17 protein-coding genes, 2 tRNA genes and 1 pseudogene are annotated in these 18,455 nt (G+C 69.2%); 14 read left to right on the forward strand and 6 right to left on the reverse strand.

The features are described from left to right. Window positions 1-104: 104 nt before the first annotated feature. From GGR88_RS03075 to GGR88_RS03085, 3 genes are all read left to right on the forward strand, one after another. On the forward strand, window positions 105-533 hold the full coding sequence (locus GGR88_RS03075; RefSeq protein ID WP_167952889.1) for a LexA family protein: 429 nt from the start codon (window positions 105-107) through the stop codon (window positions 531-533). Then, the gene (locus tag GGR88_RS03080; protein WP_167952891.1) at window positions 530-1,798 is read left to right on the forward strand and encodes a Y-family DNA polymerase; all 1,269 of its coding nucleotides are present in this window, start codon (window positions 530-532) and stop codon (window positions 1,796-1,798) included. The genes GGR88_RS03075 and GGR88_RS03080 overlap by 4 nt, the downstream gene beginning before the upstream one ends. Window positions 1,799-1,882: 84 nt before the next feature. Next, window positions 1,883-3,574: a hypothetical protein gene (locus GGR88_RS03085; RefSeq protein ID WP_167952893.1), complete on the forward strand. Its 1,692-nt coding sequence runs from the start codon at window positions 1,883-1,885 to the stop codon at window positions 3,572-3,574. Here the strand turns inward: GGR88_RS03085 and GGR88_RS03090 are convergent. From GGR88_RS03090 to GGR88_RS03105, 4 genes are read right to left on the reverse strand one after another with little or no spacing between them, the layout of a single operon-like run. Beyond that, a complete protein-coding gene (locus tag GGR88_RS03090; protein ID WP_167952895.1) occupies window positions 3,557-4,771 on the reverse strand; it encodes a TniQ family protein in 1,215 nt (404 codons plus the stop codon). The genes GGR88_RS03085 and GGR88_RS03090 overlap by 18 nt on opposite strands. Beyond that, window positions 4,771-5,676 (reverse strand): TniB family NTP-binding protein, encoded by a 906-nt coding sequence (locus GGR88_RS03095; protein ID WP_167952897.1) that lies wholly within the window; start codon window positions 5,674-5,676, stop codon window positions 4,771-4,773. Before GGR88_RS03095 ends, GGR88_RS03090 begins: the two co-directional genes overlap by 1 nt. After that, a complete protein-coding gene (locus GGR88_RS03100) occupies window positions 5,673-7,616 on the reverse strand; it encodes a Mu transposase C-terminal domain-containing protein (protein WP_167952899.1) in 1,944 nt (647 codons plus the stop codon). The genes GGR88_RS03095 and GGR88_RS03100 overlap by 4 nt, the downstream gene beginning before the upstream one ends. Window positions 7,617-7,670: 54 nt before the next feature. Beyond that, window positions 7,671-8,336, reverse strand: coding sequence for a TnsA endonuclease N-terminal domain-containing protein (locus GGR88_RS03105; protein ID WP_167952901.1), 666 nt, complete (start codon window positions 8,334-8,336; stop codon window positions 7,671-7,673). 231 nt (window positions 8,337-8,567) lie between these two features. On the opposite strand from GGR88_RS03105, the pseudogene GGR88_RS03110 reads away from it, so the two are divergent. From GGR88_RS03110 to GGR88_RS03160, 11 genes and pseudogenes are all read left to right on the forward strand, one after another. Next, window positions 8,568-8,903: pseudogene (locus GGR88_RS03110) on the forward strand (magnesium chelatase subunit ChlI family protein); the annotation flags it as partial. Between the two features lie 44 nt (window positions 8,904-8,947). Beyond that, window positions 8,948-9,032 (forward strand) — tRNA-Leu (locus GGR88_RS03115). A 129-nt stretch (window positions 9,033-9,161) separates the two neighbouring features. After that, complete coding sequence (locus GGR88_RS03120) at window positions 9,162-10,427, forward strand: acyl-CoA dehydrogenase family protein (RefSeq protein ID WP_167952905.1); 1,266 nt, start codon at window positions 9,162-9,164, stop codon at window positions 10,425-10,427. After that, on the forward strand, window positions 10,424-11,440 hold the full coding sequence (locus GGR88_RS03125; RefSeq protein ID WP_167952907.1) for a phosphotransferase family protein: 1,017 nt from the start codon (window positions 10,424-10,426) through the stop codon (window positions 11,438-11,440). Before GGR88_RS03120 ends, GGR88_RS03125 begins: the two co-directional genes overlap by 4 nt. Before the next feature lie 43 nt (window positions 11,441-11,483). Further along, a complete protein-coding gene (locus tag GGR88_RS03130) occupies window positions 11,484-12,248 on the forward strand; it encodes an SDR family NAD(P)-dependent oxidoreductase (protein WP_167954318.1) in 765 nt (254 codons plus the stop codon). Next, complete coding sequence (locus GGR88_RS03135) at window positions 12,245-13,021, forward strand: SDR family NAD(P)-dependent oxidoreductase (RefSeq protein ID WP_167952909.1); 777 nt, start codon at window positions 12,245-12,247, stop codon at window positions 13,019-13,021. Before GGR88_RS03130 ends, GGR88_RS03135 begins: the two co-directional genes overlap by 4 nt. Then, on the forward strand, window positions 13,018-13,785 hold the full coding sequence (locus tag GGR88_RS03140) for a thioesterase family protein (RefSeq protein ID WP_167952911.1): 768 nt from the start codon (window positions 13,018-13,020) through the stop codon (window positions 13,783-13,785). Before GGR88_RS03135 ends, GGR88_RS03140 begins: the two co-directional genes overlap by 4 nt. Before the next feature lie 13 nt (window positions 13,786-13,798). Beyond that, window positions 13,799-14,977 (forward strand): acyl-CoA dehydrogenase family protein, encoded by a 1,179-nt coding sequence (locus GGR88_RS03145; RefSeq protein WP_167952913.1) that lies wholly within the window; start codon window positions 13,799-13,801, stop codon window positions 14,975-14,977. A gap of 25 nt (window positions 14,978-15,002) precedes the next feature. Next, the gene (locus tag GGR88_RS03150; RefSeq protein WP_167952915.1) at window positions 15,003-16,112 is read left to right on the forward strand and encodes an acyl-CoA dehydrogenase family protein; all 1,110 of its coding nucleotides are present in this window, start codon (window positions 15,003-15,005) and stop codon (window positions 16,110-16,112) included. A gap of 218 nt (window positions 16,113-16,330) precedes the next feature. Continuing rightward, entirely contained in the window at window positions 16,331-17,437 is a 1,107-nt protein-coding gene (locus GGR88_RS03155) for an AI-2E family transporter (protein ID WP_245196548.1), read from the forward strand. A 43-nt stretch (window positions 17,438-17,480) separates the two neighbouring features. After that, a tRNA-Asp gene (locus GGR88_RS03160) sits at window positions 17,481-17,557 on the forward strand. 24 nt (window positions 17,558-17,581) lie between these two features. Here GGR88_RS03160 and GGR88_RS03165 read toward each other — a convergent pair. Both GGR88_RS03165 and GGR88_RS03170 read right to left on the reverse strand, forming a co-directional pair. Beyond that, entirely contained in the window at window positions 17,582-17,797 is a 216-nt protein-coding gene (locus GGR88_RS03165; RefSeq protein ID WP_167952917.1) for a DUF2842 domain-containing protein, read from the reverse strand. Continuing rightward, complete coding sequence (locus tag GGR88_RS03170) at window positions 17,797-18,348, reverse strand: 5-formyltetrahydrofolate cyclo-ligase (protein WP_167952919.1); 552 nt, start codon at window positions 18,346-18,348, stop codon at window positions 17,797-17,799. The genes GGR88_RS03165 and GGR88_RS03170 overlap by 1 nt, the downstream gene beginning before the upstream one ends. Between the last annotated feature and the right edge of the window lie 107 nt (window positions 18,349-18,455).

The following is an 18,455-nucleotide window of genomic DNA, read 5'->3' on the forward strand; positions in this document are numbered from 1 at the left end:
TCCTGGCCGCGTTCCCGTCCGCGGGGTCCGAGTTCCCGCTTTGTTCGTTCCGGGGCTCCAGCCTATAACCGCTGCATGACGACCGGGAGGACACAGGGACGGCCATGAACGCGATCCGGCTCATCGAGGTGCCGTTCCAGCTGGTGCCCGCCGAGGCGAGGCTGCTGCTGTGCACGACGCCGGCGGGGTTCCCGTCGCCCGCGCAGGACGACATGGAGGAGCCGATCGACCTGGCGGCATGGCTGATCGACCATCCGGCGGCGAGCTACGTCATGCGGGTGGCGGGGCACTCGATGGTGGACGCGGGCGTGAACGACGGCGACCTCGTCGTCGTCAGCCGCGCGGTGCAGGCACGACCCGGCGACATCGTCGTGGCGCTGGTCCATGGCGACAGGACCATGAAGCGGCTGCGCCGCCGCGGGGACCGCCTGTGGCTGGTGCCCGAGGCGGAGGGTTACGACGCGATCCGCGTCGACGAGCACGTCGAGATCTGGGGCGTGGTCGTGGCGCTGGCACGACGCTACCGCGCGTGACCGCCATCGGCCTGATCGACTGCAACAACTTCTACGTCAGCTGCGAGCGGGCGTTCGACCCCAAGCTCGTCGGCGTGCCGGTCGTGGTGGCCAGCAACAACGACGGCTGCGCGATCGCCAGGTCGAACGAGGCGAAGGCGCTTGGTGTGAGGATGGGCGATCCCATCCATCTCATCCGCGACCGTCTGGACAAGCATGGCGTCGTCGTGCGCTCGTCCAACTACACCCTCTACGGCGACATGCAGCGCCGCGTCGTCGCGGCGGTCGAGGAGTTCGCCAGCGAGGTTGAGATCTACTCGATCGACGAGAGCTTCCTCGATCTGGCGCCCTTCGCCGACCGCGACCTGACCGTCCACGCGAACGGGATGCGCGACCAGGTGCGGCGATGGACGACGATCCCCACCTGCGTCGGGATAGGTCCCACCAAGACGCTGGCCAAGGTCGCCAACGCGGCCGCGAAGAAGAACCCGCTGTTCGACGGCGTGGCCGACCTGCGCGATCCCGCGATCCGCGCGTTCGTGCTCGACCGCTTTCCCGTCGCCGACGTGTGGGGCGTCGGCCGCGCCACGGCGGCCAAGCTGGCGACGCTTGGCGTCACGACCGCCGGTCAGCTCCGCGACATGCAGCTGAAGCAGGCGCGCGGGCTCGGGACGGTGGTGCTCGAGCGGCTGGTGGCCGAGCTGCAGGGCGTGGCCGCCAGCGTCGTCGAGGTGGTCGAGCCGCGGCGCAAGGGCATGGCGGTGACCCGCTCGTTCGGCGCGCCGGTTTCCGACCTGGAGACGCTGATGGGCGCCGTGGCCCAATATGCGATGCGGGCGGGCGAGAAGCTGCGATCGCACGGGCTGGTGGCCGGACAGCTCACCGTCTTCTTCCACACCAATCCCCATCGCCGGGATCTTCCGCAGCATCACGGCAGCCGCCGCATTGCGCTGCATCCGATGACGGCCGACTCGCTCGAGTTGCTCGCCGCCGCGCGGCGCGGGGTGGAGGCGGCGTGGCGGGACGGGCCGGCATACACCAAGGCGGGCATCATGCTCGACGACCTGGTCGCAGAGGAGCAGCGGCCGCGCACGCTGTTCGAGGGGGACGTGGACCGCCGGGCGAGGTTGATGACCGCGCTCGACGAGGTGAACGGCAGGTTCGGACGGTTCACCGCGGTGCCTGCGGCACAGGGCTTCGCCCGCGAGTGGCGGATGCGGGCGGAGGCCAAGTCGCCGGCGTGGACGACCCGCATCGCCGAGGTTCCGGTCGTGTCGGCCCGCTGATCCCGACGCTGGTACACGATGGTCAGCGTCGTCGCGTGGCCTCGAACGACTCGCGTTGCGACTTCGCCCGCTCTACCTTCCGGCGTGCCGAATCGACCCGTCCTCATCGACAGCTTCGTCTCTCTGCCGGGAACCACCGAGATCGTGGGCCTGGGCGGCGTGCGCCAGCCGCGCGGCGAGGCGCAGGAGGTGGAGGTCGAGGTGGTCGTCGCGTCGGACATGGACGCGCCCGGCTTCGATCCGGTCCATGACGTGTCGTCGCACTGGCTCGGCTGCGGCCAGCTGGACCTGCTGGCGCCGGGGTCGTGCTGGGTGGGAGGCCAGTGGAAGCGGTGGGCGCCGGGGCTTGCCATCGAGGACAGCTTCGAGTGCAATGGCTGGAGGGAGGAGATCGGGGTGGGGCTCCACCCGCAGCCGCGGGGTCGACCGTTCCCGTCGCGGCGCTTCGCGTCGGTTCCGGGCTTCCTGTTACGTCGGCTGGCCGTGGAGGGGAATGCGCCGCGCGAGCGGAGGTGGAATGACCCCGACTGGGTCCTGCTGCCGCCCATGGCGCTGCTTCGCGCGCTGTTCGGCGTGAGCAGCGGGTTCCTGCTGGAGCTCTTCGACGGCATACGCGACCCCGCCGTGTCGGGCGAACGCGGCCTGGTCAGCCGCCAGCTCTCGCGGGTGCGCGATGACGGCACGGTCGTGCTGGAGGCTGGGCGCGACCTGTCGCGCGACGAGGCCGTCGCCGCCGCCGCGGTGATAGCGGACAAGGCGATCCGCTCGCTGCACGATGCGGCGTTCCAGCAGCTGAGCGTGGACCACGAGGCGCGTGACGGTCGCGCCGTCAACCTTGATCTGGTGTGGCCGTGGCGAGTGCCTGTTCGGATGCGATTGGTCGGACGATGGGTAACGAGGGTCGACGCCCAGCCGAGGTTCGTCGCGTTGCGCATCGAGGCGATCGCTCCGCCACTGCCATTCAAGCGCGTCGAGGTGCGTCACCCCGGTTCCGAGCGAGGCGCCGGACGGGACCTTCCGCCGCCTGACGGCAGGACAAGGCCCGCCAACGCCCGTCTGGTCGTCCTGACCACCGGCCGCGCCGGCTCGACCGGCCGTCGGTCGGTGGAGGTGCCGACCGGATCGGTCGATCTCGTCAGCGCGAGGGATGTCGAGGTGGTCTCCGTCGCCTGCGGCGCAGGCGTTCGGCGCGACCGGGCTTTGATCGGAGAGGATCCCCGGGACGCCGCGCCATTCGGCACCGGCGGGCGCCAGCCTGGAGCCGACCCGGAGGTCGGCGCGGCGGTCCTGAGGCGCAGGGCGAGAGCGGGCGAAGTGGCGGCCCGTCTACCATTCAAGGCGCTGGCTGACACCTGGATCGCTCTTGAGACGGCATGCCGATCACGGGGCTGGCGGCTGGACGCGCAGCCAACCACGTCGGGCCGTAGGTCGCCGCACGGGGGCCTCGATCTCACGCGCGAGCCGCTGGTTGCCATCGTGCGAGTGGGGGGACGACGGCTCGTCGTCGTGGATCGAGGCTCGCCACTAGGCGACGAGCGCAGCCTGGGACTGCTGTTGCCGAAGAGAGGGGGCATGAGCGACCGCGACCTTGCCAATGCGGCCCGAAGGGCTTGCGTCTCGGTCGACGGGAGCTGGCGCTCGCCGAAGGTCGCCCAGCCCGGCTTCGCGCCGGAGTTCGTGGTTAGGGGCGTCGCGCGCCCCTTCGGCCTGTGGGACGACCGCGCGGCCTATGCCGACTTCATGCGTCGGCGTATCGCGTCAGCCCTGGCTCTCTAGGGCCGCCATGGCCTCGGTGCGCCAGCGCGAGGGAACCGCCTGCCGCCGTTCGTAGTCCATGTGCCGGTATATGGCGGCGCGGCTCTCGCCGCAGATCGCGCGCAGGTCGCGGTATGTCGCCTTGCCCCTGGTCCGGCGGAGCCAAGCCGCGGCGGCGGCGACCTCGGGCTCCGTGGCTTGGTATGGTGTGGCGTCCATGTAGGCGCGCATGACCCGCTCGTAGGCGAACGGTGGGTTCGGCATGTCCTTGATGGCATGGGAGCGGTGCATGCCCGCCTCCAGGCATGAGTGGACGAACCGGTGCGGCCAGCCCCTCATCAGCCGTTCGACCATGTCGAACAGGCGGTGCCGGTCGGCGACGTCGAGATACTCGAACGGCTGGCGCGCCGTCGGCTTCTCGTAGGGCGCGGGATCCCCGCCCCAGTCCCTCGCAACCACTTGGCGAAGGGCTTGCGCGTGGCGGCCGTTGACGAGCAGGGCAGCGACCTGCCGCACGATGGCGAACGCGACGTGGGCGCGGAGATGCTCGTCGCCGAGCGGCCCCCAGCCACGCTCCAGCGCCGCCTCAAGCATGCTCTGCCAGGCGATGTGGTCGTGCCGCGCGACCGCCGCAGCCTGCTCGCACAGCTCGCCGCCGCACTTGAAGCAGTGCATCGCAGATGCGGCGGCGTGCTGATGGACGGGCGCGTCGCATTGCGGGCATCGGTCGCGCAGCAGCTGGCCGTGGGTCGTGCAGGACGTGACGAATGCCAGTCGCCATCGCCGTCTGAAGTAGGGCTTCGCGTCGGTGGCGAGGCACGCGGGGCAGTATTGCAGCCCGGTCCTCAGGCGCACGTTGTTGTCGATCGTCGTCGGCAGCAGCCAGGGGTTACGGCCCTTCGGGTTGTGCGCGGTGATCAGCGTTCCGGCGTAGGCCCGCAGCGTGCAGGCGTGGATCTCCTCGGCGGGCCGCAGCGTGCCGAGTGCGATCCGCTCGACGATCCGGGGTGGCGCGAAGTTGTCGAGGTCCTGCGCCAGCAGGTTCTTCGCCGAGCCGAACACCGTGTTGAGGAAGGTGATGGGCTTCAGGTCCATGCCGACGGCGAGGCGGCACAGGTAGGACGATAGCAGTTCGTCCGGCAGCGGCTGCGGCCGGAACGGCCACGGCTGTATTGCAGGCTTCGGCCGCGGACGCGGCAGGAGCGTCTCGACCGGCATCAGGCCACCCGGCGACCGACCGACACGATGCTGCGGTCTCTGACGCGGTCGATGGTGGACAACGTGATCCGCTCCTCGCCGCTGTCGATGGCGACCTTGCAGGCGTCCTCCAGCAGGTAGTTGAGGCGGCCGATGTAGCCCTGCGTCAGCGTGTACGCGAGCTGGACCAGCCCCTCGTTCTCGCGGAACCGCGACTGCCGGCGCAGCGGGAGCATGCGCTCGAAGGCCAGCAGGATCATCGCGAACTCGGACAGCGTGAACGGCTTCAGCTTGATCACCGTGTTGAGCCTGCCGGCGATCTGGTCCTCGCTCGCGATCATGTCGAGGACGACCTGCGTGCCGCCGACGACGAACGGCCGCCCCGTGTCGTTGATGAGGCTCTTCATGAACACGAGGAAGCTGACGATCTTCGAGTTCATGCGGCTGTCGCGCGAGATGTCGTGGATCTCGTCGATCATGACGGTTCCGACGCGGCAGGCCTTGAGCATGGTGACGGCGTGGCTGCGCAGGTCGGCGGGCGAGGGGTTGTAGCGCAGCGGATGTCCGAGCTCGGCGAGGATCTTCTTGAGCACGACGACCGGATCGGGGTTGTCCGGCGCGGTCAGGTAGATGACGCGGTGCTCGGCGTATTCGCTTTCCGGGTCCATGCGCGGCTGGTGGAGGTCGCGGAACGCCTGCATCGTGCGGCTCTTGCCCGTGTCGGCCTCGCCCGTGATGATGAGGCCTCGCGGCTTCGTGGACTGCGCGGCGTTCATGCAGTCCTGCAGCTCGATGAACGCCTCCTTGGTCGAGGGCGTCGGCACCCAGACACGGTTCCAGCACTCGCCGAGACGCCCGCGGCCCTCGATGTCGAGGAACTCCTGCATTTCCGGCCGGAGCGTCGGGTTGTCGTAGGTGTCGCTCATTCGAACATCGCCTCCACGTCGTCGTCGCTGATGCCCGCGAGGATGGCGGCGATGCTGCCCTCGGCGGGTGCCTGTTGTGTCTTCCCGTTCCGCACGGGCTGCTCGTCGGATTGCGTCGATGCTGGCGTCGAGGTCGGCTGCACGAACCTCGGCACGGCTCCGCTCCGGGCGGCGGGCACCGGCGCCTCCTTTCTGATCCTGCTGTGGTGCTGCTGCCGTGCGGCCTCGCGCTGGGCACTCTTGGTCTTCTTGACCGCCTCTTCGATGTGGCGGTGCTGCTCGTCTATGATCTTGCTGAGCAGTTCGGGCGTGGGCTCGCGCTTGCGCCGCAGCGCCTCGCGCCGTGCCGCCTGCAGTTCGTGGATGCTGGCTTCGGGGAAGTTGAGCTGGCGGACGTGGACCGGGATCCACTCGTCCCCGTCCGTCGCGTCAGGGTCCTCGGCCTTCCTGTCCGGATGCTTGACGTAGATGACGCGCACGTCGAACGGGTGGCGGCGGATCTCGAGCTGGCCGTAGCTCTTGCGGTTCCTGACCAGCCACTCCAGCGACTCGCTGTAGTAGTCGAGGTGGTCGATCCTGATGCCGTAGCGCTGGATGCTGCGCTTCACGAGCGGGAACCAGTGGATGCGGAACTGGAGGTTGTCGACGAACACGTCCGGCAGTCGGTGCTTCTGCCCGTTCGGGCCGAAGTAGTAGCCCCTGAACTTCTCCAGCGGCGGCATGCCGATCCCAGTGTGGACGTCGTTGTGGTATTCGTCGACGATCATCCATGCGTGCTTGGTGACGTCCTCCAGAGTGAACGCCGCCGTCATCTCGGGGCGGAGCTCCCCTCGCTCGGTCGATGTAGCGCCTGTGGCACCCGGCAGGTCCTTGAAGCGGTCGGCCAGATTGCCGTTGAGCCTCTCGATGTGTGCGCCGTATTGGGGTTGGCCCAGGGGCCGCCACTTCAATCGAATGTTGAAGTGCGCCGCCGATGCGTTCGCCGACTCGCCGGTGAACTCGCGCGCGTTGTCGGCCTCGAGCCGCTCGGGCTTGCCGCACATCGGGTTGTCCCACTCGAGCCCGTATCGCTCGGCGATCGCGTCCTTGCGCGTCATGCCGTTGATCATGGCCATGGCGAACGTGGTCGTGCTTGGCGCGTCGATGCCGACGTGCATGCCGAACACCATGCGCGAGTAGACGTCGATGGCGAGCGTGATCCAGACGCGGCCGATGACCTGCAGGCGGTCGTCGGACAGGATCTCGATGTCCGCCTTCCAGTGGTCGATCTGCACGACCTCCAACGGGCGATGCACCTCGGGATAGTGATCCCTGATCGGGTCGTGCGTCTTGCGGGTCTCGTTGTAGCCCTTGCGCGTCTTGGTCCAGCGGTGCTCCGGGATCTTCGTCAGGCGGTCGGCGAGGGTCGCGTGCGCGACCTGCAGCCCTGCCTTCTCCAGCCGGCGCTTGACCTCGCGGAAGAACTTGCGGGGTTTGGCCCCGCCGCGCTTCAGCACGGTCGCCTCCAGCACCTCCTCGATGATCTTTTGCGCCTTGGGGTTGATGCGCGACTTGCCCCGTCCGCCCGGCCGTGTCGGCGGCGGCAGCTGGTCCGTCGTGCCCGTCTCCCTGAACCGCCTGATCGCGTCGTATGCGGCGGAGGTGGAGATGCCGAGCTTCTTCGCGGCTTCGGTCACCGCGGCCTTGGTGTTGCGGTCGTTGCCGAGCAGCGGTCCGAGCGCCTCGACATAGGCTGGCACCTTCGCGGCGCGCTTGGGGTCGACGGAGGTGCCGGAACGCACCTGTCCCACCGCCTCCGCCTCGAGATCCTTGATCGACGCGTCGAAGTACTCGCCCTCGGCGCTTACCACGACGAGCGTGTCGAGGTCACGCGCGCCGATGACGCGCATCTGCGCGCCCCCGTATCGGACCTTGTCACCCTTCTTCGTGCCGATCTTCATCTTGGCCTCGGCGGCTAACTGGTCCGCCTAGCTTACATTATGTTCCCTGAATGTTCACTCGGAATCTGCGTCCCACAATGACATCATGATCGGATCGTCGTCGGGCCTGGGAAGGTCGCCGGGCGCGCGGGCGCAGACCACGGTCGCGTCGTCGAACGGACGGGAGAGGTCGCACAGCAGCATGCGCCAGGCCACGGCCTGCTCGATGCCTGCGCGGATGTCGGGCTCGTCCATGCCCAGGCTGCGCAGCAGCGCGATCGCCTCCGCCACGGTGACGCCATGCGCGCCAAGCTCCCGGCGAATGTGGTCGAACGCCGCGAGCTCCGGGTCGGCGTCGAGGTGGCGTCGGAGCAGGCGCGCGTTGGCGAGGTAGGGCGTGCGGATGCGATCCTCGCTCATGATGCGGAAGGCGGCCCCCACGTTCTCGGCGGCGACGCGCCCGGCCTCGAACTTGGGCGCGTATTGCGCCGCGTTGGCGATAAGGTCGGCCTGGCGCTTCACCTCAATGACATAGCGGCTTGGTGCGTCGTCCCCTGACGCGTGCAGCTGCACGATGATGTCGGGGGTGTATCGCCGCGCCCTGCCGTTCGTCGCGTATTCGATGATCGGCTGCGTGAGCAGGTCGTAGGTGCCGGGCGCGAAGGCCAGCTGCTCCAGCAGTTCGGCCTCCAGCTCCGATTCGACCTGCTGCGGTCCCGAAGGCGTGCGCAGCGGGACCATGCTTCGGAACGAACTGAACGTCGCCTCGATGGGGCGCTGCTGGAAGTGCTCTTTAAGGACCATAAGACCGACTTTAGAATAGGTTACGGCTCTCCCGCCACGCGAAACTGGTCGCATGTGCTTTTCCTCTCTTGCTAACTGGTCGCGCTGACTTGTCAGCTATTCCGACTGGCTTGTGCGATGTTCGGGGCTCGGGGAATGATCCGGTCCGACATGGTTTTCGGATTCACAGCCGACCTCGTGCTGCCGCCGCCGACCGAAGGATCGGCGGAGGTCGGCGCGCGCGTCGCCGAAGCGCGGGACCGTCAACGCATGCGCTATGCCGAGGCGGGCGCCCGCACCAACGCCGATGCGCCGGGAGCGGTGGCGGAGGCGGCGGCCGCGCCGGACGAGCCCGGCACCCGCCTGCTCGCCCAGGCGGCGGAGGCGACGCGCATGTCGGCGCGCGGCTATGCCCGCACGCTGCGCGTCGCGCGCACGATCGCCGATCTCGCAGGCGCGGACCGGGTCGGCCGCATCCATGTCGCCGAAGCACTCAGCTATCGCAGGCGTGCGCCGGTCAGCTAGAGACTGGACGCCGGCCGAGGCGCTGTGGCAAGGCGCGTGGCGACGCGGGCGTGGTGAAATTGGTAGACGCGCCGGACTCAAAATCCGGTTCCGCAAGGAGTGTCGGTTCGAGCCCGACCGCCCGCACCATCCTCTGCCCGCCCTGCCGTAGCGTCAGGTTGAAGTCGGCGGTTTTCCGCCATTTTCCGCGCTTGCACACGCCCGATCGCCGGCTATGGTCGCGCCCCACACGGTCGAAACGGCCGGGAGAGGATGCCCATGGATTTTCGCCTGAGCGAGCGCGAAACGCACTACCGCGACCGCGTGCGCGATTTCATCCGCACCGAGATCGCGCCCCGCACCGCCGAGCATGACGCCCAGGTGGCGGAGGGCGATCGCTGGGCGGTCGTGCCCGTGATCGAGGAGCTGAAGGCGCGCGCGAAGGCGGCGGGGCTGTGGAACCTGTTCATGCCGCCGCACAGCGGCCAGGCGCATGTCGACGACAGCTTCGCCTTCGACGGCGTGCAGCTCACCAACCTCGAATATGCGCTGTGCGCCGAGGAGATGGGGCGGATCGGCTGGGCGTCGGAGGTGTTCAACTGCTCCGCGCCCGACACGGGCAACATGGAGGTTCTCCACCGCTACGGCACGCGCGACCACAAGGACCGCTGGCTGAAGCCGCTGATGGAAGGCGAGATCCGTTCCGCCTTCCTGATGACGGAGCCGGACGTCGCCTCGTCCGACGCCACCAACATCCGCACGCGCATCGAGCGCGATGGCGACGATTATGTGATCTCCGGGCGCAAATGGTGGTCGTCGGGCGTCGGCGATCCGCGCTGCAAGCTCGCGATCGTCATGGGCCGGACCGACGAAACCGCCGAGAAGCACCGCCAGCAGTCGATGATCCTGGTGCCGATGGACACGCCCGGCGTCAGGATCGAGCGCATCCTGCCGGTCTATGGCTACGACCATGCGCCGCACGGGCATGGCGAGGTGCTGCTGGACCGGGTACGCGTGCCCGCCGCCAACCTGCTGCTGGGCGAGGGGCGGGGCTTCGAGATCGCGCAAGGGCGTCTTGGCCCGGGGCGCATCCACCACTGCATGCGCACCATCGGCGTGGCGGAAGCCGCGCTGGAGGCGATGGCGCGCCGGCTGGTGTCGCGCGTCGCGTTCGGCAAGCGCATCGCCGACCAGTCGATCTGGCACGAGCGGATCGCGCGGGCGCGGATCGACATCGAATCGTCGCGCTTGTTGTGCCTGAAGGCCGCCGACATGATGGACCGCGCCGGCAACAAGTCGGCCGCGCTCGAGATCGCGATGATCAAGGTGCAGGGGCCGACCATGGCGCTGCGCATCCTGGACGACGCGGTGCAGGCGCATGGCGGCGCCGGCGTGTCGGAGGATTTCGGCCTGGCCGCGGCCTGGGCCAACGTGCGCACGCTGCGCTTCGCCGACGGCCCGGACGAGGTCCACAACCGCGCTATCGCCCGGATCGAGCTCGCCAAGTACGAGGACGCCGCGACCCAGCGTCCGGCGCGGGGATGAGCGACCTGAATGAGGCGGCGCTGAGCCGCTGGATGGCGGCGACCATCGCCGGCTTCGACGGGGAGGCAAGCGCCACCAAGTTCAGCGGCGGCCAATCAAACCCCACCTACCGCATCGATGCGGGCGGCCGCGCCTATGTGCTGCGTAGAAAGCCGTTCGGCCCCGTGCTCCCGTCCGCGCATGCCGTCGACCGCGAGCACCGGCTGATGACGGCGCTCCACCCGACCGGCTTTCCCGTGCCGCGTCCGCTTGGTCTGTGCATGGACGAGAGCGTGATCGGCGCGCCCTTCTTCGTGATGGAGCTGGTGGACGGCCGCACGGAATGGGCCGGTCAGCTGCCCGCGCTGTCGCCCGATGCGCGCCGCGACACCTATCACGCGATGATCGACACGCTCGCCCGGCTCCACGCGATCGATCCGGAAGCGGTCGGCCTTGGCGATTATGGCCGCGCCGGCAATTATTTCGCCCGTCAGGTGGAGCGCTGGACCAAGCAGTACCGCGCGGCGGAGACGGAGCATCTGCCAGCGGTCGAGCGGCTGATCGACTGGTTGCCGCGCACGGTGCCCGACCAGACGCGCACCGCGATCATCCACGGCGACTACCGGCTCGACAACCTGATCCTGGCGCCGGATCGCCCCCAGGTCGCCGCCGTGATCGACTGGGAGCTGTCGACGATCGGCGATCCGCTGGCCGACTTCGCCTACCTTGCGATGAACTGGGAAATGCCGGTGGACGGGCGCGCCGGGCTCGGCGGGCTCGACCTGGCCGGCACCGGCATCCCGACGCTGGACGAGGCGGTGGACCGCTATGCCGCGGCGACCGGGCGCAGCGGGCTGCCCGACCTGCGCTGGTATTTCGCGTTCAATCTCTTCCGCTTCGTCGGCATCATTCAGGGCATCTGCAAACGTGCCGAGCAGGGCAACGCGTCGAGCAGCGATGCCGGCGTCTTCAAGGGCCGCGTGGAGATGCTGGCCGAGGCAGGCTGGCAGCAGGCGGAGCGGGCGGGGGCATGATGGCGTCCGCGGCACATCGTGAAAGGATGGCAAGCGCATGGCGATGAACCTGTTCGACCTGACCGACAAGGTCGCGGTCATCACCGGATCCAGCCGCGGGATCGGCAAGGCGATCGCCGAGGCGATGGCGGAGGCCGGCGCGAAGGTCGTCATTTCCAGCCGCAACCAGGATGCCTGCGATGCGGTCGCCGCCGACATCAACGCCCGCCATGGCGACGGCCGCGCGATCGCCGTGGCCGCCAGCATCTCCCGCAAGGACGAGCTGCAGGCGCTGGTCGACCGCACGCGCGCCGAATGGGGGCGCATCGACGTGCTGGTCTGCAACGCCGCGTCCAACCCCTATTACGGCCCGATGGCGGGGATCAGCGACGATCAGTTCACCAAGATCCTCGCCAACAACGTCATCGCCAACAACTGGCTCATCACCATGGTCGCGCCCGAGATGGCGGAGCGGAAGGACGGATCGATCATCATCGTGTCGTCGATCGGCGGCCTGCGCGGGTCGCCGACCATCGGCGCCTACAATGTGTCCAAGGCCGCCGACTTCCAGCTCGCCCGCAACCTGGCGGTGGAGCATGGCCGCGACAATGTGCGCATCAACTGCATCGCGCCCGGCCTGATCCGCACCGATTTTGCCCGCGCGCTGTGGGAAAACCCCAAGCAGCTGGATCTGGTCAACCGCCTCAACCCGATGGGCCGCATCGGCGAGCCGGAGGAGATCGCCGGCGCCGCCGTGTTCCTGGCGTCCAAGGCCGGAAGCTATGTGACCGGCCAGGCGATCGTGGTGGACGGGGGATCGACGATATGAGCGATCTTGGCGGCAAGAGCGTGATCGTCACCGGGGCAGCGTCGGGCATCGGCCGCGCGACCGCGGCGGCGTTCGTCGCGGCCGGCGCAAAGGTGATCGCCTGCGACCGCGCGGACGTTTCGGTCGACGGCGCGACGCCGATGCGCATCGATGCCGGCGACGAGGCCGATGTCGCGGCGTCGGTGGAGCGGGCGTGCGCGGACCATGGCGGGCTCGACATCTTCTTCGCCAATGCCGGGATCAGCGGCGGCTATGTCGGCGGCATCTTCGACGTCGACGCAGCGGCCTGGGCGGAGGTGTTGCGGGTCAACCTGATCGGCCCGGCGCTCGCCATCAAGCATGCCGCGCCGCGCATCGCGGAGCGCGGCGGCGGCGCGATCATCTGCACCGCATCAGTCGCGGGGCTCCGCTCCGGCGCCGGTCCCGCGCCCTATTCGGCGTCCAAGGCGGGCGTGATCAACCTGGTGCAGGTGGCGGCGCAGCAGCTCGCCGGCACCGGCGTGCGCGTCAACGCCGTGCTGCCCGGCCTGATCGAGACGGGCATGACCCAGCCGATCTACGACGATGCGCGCGCGCGCGGCAGCGAGGCGGCGATCGGCAAGCTCAACCCGCTTCGCCGCGGTGGCGAGGCGGAGGAGATCGCGGCGGCCGTGCTGTTCCTGGCGTCGGGCGCGGCAAGCTACGTCAACGGCGCGGCGCTGCCGGTCGACGGCGGGCTGTCCTCCTCGCATCCCACCTCCGGTCGGTTCACGGTGGGCGCGCTTCGCCCATGAGCCTGCCCGCGATCCTGGACGCGCTGATCGACGATGGCGGTGTGCTCCACGCCGCCATCCCCGATGGCTGGCGACAGGGGCGGACGGCCTATGGCGGGCTGACGGCGGCGCTGGCGCTGGCGGCGGTCCGGCACCGGGCGGGGGCGCTGCCGCCGCTCCGTTCCGCCCAGATCGCCTTTGCCGGGCCCGTGGAGGCCGAAGCGACGGTGGTGGCGGGCCTGCTGCGGCGCGGGCGCACCGCCGCCTTCTGGGGCGCCGATGTGACAGGGGCCAAGGGGTTCGGCACGCGGGCGACCTTCGTGTTCATGGATGCGCAGCCGTCGCACATCGACCACCGCGCCGCCCCCTTCACGCCGTCGCGCCGACCGGGCGATGCGCCGACCTTCGCCTTTCCGCCCGCGTTCGCGCAGAATTTCGACTATCGCTTCGCCGAACAGCGGCCGGACACGCCGCGCGCGGACATCGCCTGCTGGGTCCGGCTGAAGGATCGGGCGGGGATCGACCCTCAGGTCGAGCTGCTGTGCATCGGCGACGCGCTGCCGCCTGCCGCCATCATGCTCGCCTCCACCGTCGGCCCGCTCAGCTCGCTGACGTGGCAGCTGAACTTCAACACGCCGGATCCGCAAACGGACGACGGCTGGTGGCTGCTGCGCTCCACCTCCGACCATGCCGAAGGCGGCATCACGACGCAGCACATGGGCATCTGGAACGCGGCGGGCGACCCGGTGCTCAGCGCCACCCAGACAATCGCACTCTTCTTCTGAGGGAATGGACGTCATGGTCGATCTCAGCGCATTCAGACAGGAGGCCCGGGCCTGGCTCGAGGCCAATTGCCCCCCGGCGATGCGACAGCCGCTGCGCAGCGAAAAGGATGTCGTGTGGGGCGGCCGCAACGCCGTGCTGACCGACGACCAGCGGCTCTGGCTCGACCGAATGGCGTCGCGCGGCTGGACGGTGCCGGAATGGCCCGTCGCCTATGGCGGCGGCGGCCTGTCGCCGGAAGAAGCCAAGGTCCTGAAGGAGGAGATGCGCGCGCTCGGCTGCCGATCCCCGCTCGACAGCTTCGGCATCTCCATGCTCGGGCCAGCGCTCCTGAAGTTCGGCAACGAGGATCAGAAGCGCGAGCATCTGCCGAAGATCGCGCGCGGGGAGATCCGCTGGTGCCAAGGCTATTCGGAGCCCGGCGCGGGATCGGACCTGGCCGGGCTGCAGACGCGCGCGGTGCTGGACGGCGACCGCTTCATCGTCAACGGGCAGAAGGTCTGGACCAGCTATGCCGACCAGGCGGACTGGATCTTCTGCCTGGTCCGCACCTCCACCGAATCGAAGCAGGGCGGCATCAGCTTCCTGCTGTTCGACATGGCGAGCCCGGGCGTCTCGACCAAGCCGATCCTGCTCATCTCCGGCAGCTCGCCCTTCTGCGAGACCTTCTTCGACGATGTGTCGGTGCCGAAGGAGAACCTGGTCGGCGAGCTCAACCGCGGGTGGGACGTCGCAAAATATCTGCTGGGGCACGAGCGGGAGATGATCTCCGGCATGGGGCTGGGCGGCAGCGGCGCCAGCATCGGTCGCCGCGCGCTGCAGACGGTCGGCGTCGACGATCAGGGCCGGCTCGACGATCCGCTGCTGCGGGCGCGCATCGCGCATCACGAGGTCCGCGCGGAGGCGTTCTCTGCCATGCTCGAAGGCTTCATCGACGAACTCAAGGCGGGCAGGGGGCACCCGGCGGGCGCGTCCATGGTCAAATATCATGGCACGGAGCTCAACAAGGCGCGGCACGAGCTGTTGATGTCGGCGGGCGGCAGCGACGTGCTGGAATGGGAAAGCGAGGCCACCCGCGGCGGCGCGCCCGCCCGCGACTGGCTGCGCACCAAAGGCAATTCGATCGAGGGCGGCACGTCCGAAATCCAGCTGGGCATCGTCGCCAAGCACCTGCTGCGCCTGCCCGGCGCCTGATCCTCTTCAGCCGGAGACTGTACCCGTGCCGCTTTACCTGACCGACGAACAGGCGATGGTCGCCGACACCGCGCGTGGCTTCCTCGCCGACAACGCGCCGGTGGCGCATGCCCGTGCGCTGCGCGATGCCGGCGATTCAGCCGGATTGTCGCGCCCCTTGTGGCGGCAGCTCGGCGAGCTTGGCCTAAACGGCATCATGATCCCCGAGGCCGATGGCGGACTTGGCCTCGGCCATGTCGAGGCGGGCGTGGTGCTGGAGGAGATCGGCCGCAACCTGACGCCGTCGCCCTTCCTGCAGACCGCCGTCGCCGGTGCAACGGCGCTGCGCGGCGCCGCGCCGGAGCTGCGCGAACGCTGGTTCCCGCGGATGGTGGCGGGGGAGGCGGTGGTGTCGCTGGCGCTCGACGAGGGCGCGCGTCACCGGCCGGATGCCATTGCCTGCCGTGCCGAACGGTCGGGCAACGGCTTTCGCCTGACCGGCGCCAAGCGCTTCGTGGCGCATGGCCATGTCGTCGATTTGCTGATCGTCGTCGCCCGGGTCGACGATGCCGGGCTCGCCCTGTTCGCGGTCGATCCGGGCCAGCCGGGGGTGACCCGCGCCGCCGAACGTCTGGTCGATTCAAGCTTTGCCGCGACGATCGCGCTGGACGGTGTGGAGGTCGACGGGGATGCCATGGTCGGCGGCGCGGACGCGGTGGGCGCGACGCTTGCCGCCGTCCGCACCGGCGCCGCGGCGGAGCTCAACGGCGTGGCGGCGGGCGCGACCGCGATGACGCTCGATTATCTGCGCACCCGCAAGCAGTTCGGGCAGGAGATTGGCCGGTTCCAGGCGCTGCAGCACCGGGCGGCGCACCTCCATTCGGAGCTCACCGCCGCGCGCGCGGCGACGCTGAAGGCGCAACAGCTGCTCGACGCCGGCGACGCGCGCGCCGAACGGGCCGTGGCCGTCGCCAAGGCCGCCGCGACGCTGGCCACGACGCTTGCGGTGCAGGAGGCCGTCCAGATGCACGGCGGCATCGGCATGACGGACGAGCATGACATCGGCCTGTTCATGAAGCGCGCGCGCGTGCTGGCGGAGCTTGGCGGCGATGCGGACTTCCACGCCGACGCGCTGGCCCGCCTGTCGGGCTACTAAGTCGCTTCGGATCCGAAACGAAATCTCTCCGCTGGTGACGCTCTCCGTCCTCCGGTAGCGTCGTTCCGCGGAGGAATGCTGTGACCGTCAACAAGGCCCTCAACCAGGCAGAACCCCCCGCGGTCTCCGCGACCGACAGGGTCGTCGATGCGCTCGCCCCGACGGGCGCCGCGGCGGCCGACGAGGCCGACACCCCCGTCCAGCTCCGCCGCGACCGCCTGCTCGCCTCGCTGACCCTGATCGGCGGCGCCGGCCTCCTCATGGGCATGCCGTTCGCGTTGAAGGCGGGCGCCGAGTTCTTCCTGCCGGTGACCGCCGCGCTGGTCATCGCCGTTGCGCTGGTGCCGCTCCTCGAATGGCTGGAACGCCGGCGGGTGCCGTCCGGCCTCGCCGCGTTCGCCTGCCTGCTCGTTGTGCTGCTGGTGGTGAACGGGGCGCTCGCCTCCATCGTCGTGCCCGCAACCCAGTGGTTCGCGGTGCTGCCGTCGCGCATTCCGCAGATCCAGTCGAACCTTGCGCCGCTGATCGACTTCTATTCGAACTTCCAGCGCTTCGTGGACGATACGGTCGAGCTGATCGCCTCCGCGCCCGCCACGGCGGCGGCGCAGCAACAGGCGGTGGAAACGCCGACGTCGGTCCTTGCCTACGCGTCGTCTGCGCCGACCGCGGCGATCCACACCTTCTTCGCGATTCTGGTGATCTATTTCTTCCTGGCCGGATGGTCGCGGTTGCGCCGCGACACGATCCGGTCGCGCCACAGCTTCGGCGGCGCGATGCAGACCGCGCGGGTGATCCAGAACGTCGTCGATGCGACCTCGGCCTATATCGGCACGATCACGCTCATCAACGTAGCGCTGGGGCTGACCACCGCGGCGCTGCTGTGGCTGATCGGGATGCCGTCGCCGCTGATGTGGGGCGGGATCGTCGCCCTGCTCAATTACGTGCCCTATCTCGGCCCGATCCTGGCCGCCCTGCTGCTGGCGCTGGGCGGACTGATGAGCTTCAACGACATCTGGTACGCGCTGCTGCCGGCGGCCATCCAGATCGGGCTGCACCTGGTGGAGGCCAACGTCATCACCCCGCTGGTGCTGGGGCGCCGGCTGACCATCAACCCCTTGCTGATCCTGATCTCGCTGAGCTTCTGGGGGTGGGTGTGGGGGACGCTGGGCGCGCTGCTGGCGGTCCCGCTGCTTATCATCATCCAGACGATCATCGCGGCGGCGGGGCGTCCGGACATCGCGGGCTTCCTGTTCGAATCGGGCACGCTGACCAAGGTGCGCGGCGAAGAGCCTGAACTTTCCGCCGGCAGCGCGCGTGACGCTTGACGGACGCTTCGGGCTCGCCTAACCGGCGCCCTCCACCGCGCAAGCGGGTGTAGCTCAGTTGGTTAGAGCGCCGGCCTGTCACGCCGGAGGTCGCGGGTTCGAGCCCCGTCACTCGCGCCACCGCGCATCAAGCGCCGTGGCGGATCAGGACGGCGGAACCCGCCAGCGCCCGGTTTCCATCCACAAAAGCAGCGGCTTCAACGGCAGAATCCAGACGATCCCCGCGATCAGGTAGACGATGGCCTGGAGCACCGGCGGCAAGCGGCCGATCGGACCCGACAGGCTGGCGACGATGATCGCCCAGACCGCGATCAGCAGCAGGATGAGGCCGATCCCGGCAGGTTTGCGCCAACTCGGCATCACTGAACCTCGATCCACTCTTTTTCCGTGACAAGCGCGTGGAGCGGCACGTCCCAGGGATCGGCCGCAAGCGCGTCAACCTCCTGCACGCTCCAAGCCACGCCGATCCGCGTGGCGGAAGGCAGCGTCGTGAACGCCCGGTCATAATGACCGGCGCCCTGCCCAAGACGATTGAGCGCGCGATCGAACCCCAGCATCGGGGTGAGAATCAGGTCGGGATCCACCGCCTGAGCATCCGAAGCGGGCTGAAGCAGACCGAAGGGGCCGGCGACGAGCGCGTCGCCCCGTGTCCACTCCACGAACCGGATCGGGTCCTTTCGCGAGGTCGTGAGCGGAAGCGCCAGCCTGGCGCCAAGCGCCGCTGCTGCGTCCATCAAGGGCGTGGGATCGATCTCGCTGCCGATCGCGACATAGCCGGCCACCGTTCGAGACGAGGACAGGCGGTCGCGCAGCCCGGGCGGCATCTGCCCGATGTCGAAGCCGGAAGCGCCGCCAAGCACATGCGCGTCCCGCCGGGCGCGAAGCGCAGCACGAAGCGCGGGTTTGTCCAAGCCTGCGGCCGGGAAGGGCGGGGTGGCGGGACCGCCATGGCCGTGTGCCTGAAGATCCTCTGACGCCCAAAACGTCAGGTGGGGACCATGTAAGTCAGACCTGGATC

It is taken from the genome of Sphingomonas jejuensis (assembly GCF_011927695.1).
Classification (GTDB): Bacteria; Pseudomonadota; Alphaproteobacteria; order Sphingomonadales; family Sphingomonadaceae; genus Sphingomonas_K; species Sphingomonas_K jejuensis.

Coding starts and splice junctions, on each gene's coding strand:
- GGR88_RS03075 (WP_167952889.1), top strand. CDS start 105: ATGAACGCGATCCGGCTCATCGAGGTGCCGTTCCAGCTGGTGCCCGCC.
- GGR88_RS03090 (WP_167952895.1), bottom strand. CDS start 4,771: ATGCCGGTCGAGACGCTCCTGCCGCGTCCGCGGCCGAAGCCTGCAATA.
- GGR88_RS03095 (WP_167952897.1), bottom strand. CDS start 5,676: ATGAGCGACACCTACGACAACCCGACGCTCCGGCCGGAAATGCAGGAG.
- GGR88_RS03100 (WP_167952899.1), bottom strand. CDS start 7,616: ATGAAGATCGGCACGAAGAAGGGTGACAAGGTCCGATACGGGGGCGCG.
- GGR88_RS03105 (WP_167952901.1), bottom strand. CDS start 8,336: ATGGTCCCGCTGCGCACGCCTTCGGGACCGCAGCAGGTCGAATCGGAG.
- GGR88_RS03120 (WP_167952905.1), top strand. CDS start 9,162: ATGGATTTTCGCCTGAGCGAGCGCGAAACGCACTACCGCGACCGCGTG.
- GGR88_RS03125 (WP_167952907.1), top strand. CDS start 10,424: ATGAGCGACCTGAATGAGGCGGCGCTGAGCCGCTGGATGGCGGCGACC.
- GGR88_RS03130 (WP_167954318.1), top strand. CDS start 11,484: ATGAACCTGTTCGACCTGACCGACAAGGTCGCGGTCATCACCGGATCC.
- GGR88_RS03135 (WP_167952909.1), top strand. CDS start 12,245: ATGAGCGATCTTGGCGGCAAGAGCGTGATCGTCACCGGGGCAGCGTCG.
- GGR88_RS03140 (WP_167952911.1), top strand. CDS start 13,018: ATGAGCCTGCCCGCGATCCTGGACGCGCTGATCGACGATGGCGGTGTG.
- GGR88_RS03145 (WP_167952913.1), top strand. CDS start 13,799: ATGGTCGATCTCAGCGCATTCAGACAGGAGGCCCGGGCCTGGCTCGAG.
- GGR88_RS03165 (WP_167952917.1), bottom strand. CDS start 17,797: ATGCCGAGTTGGCGCAAACCTGCCGGGATCGGCCTCATCCTGCTGCTG.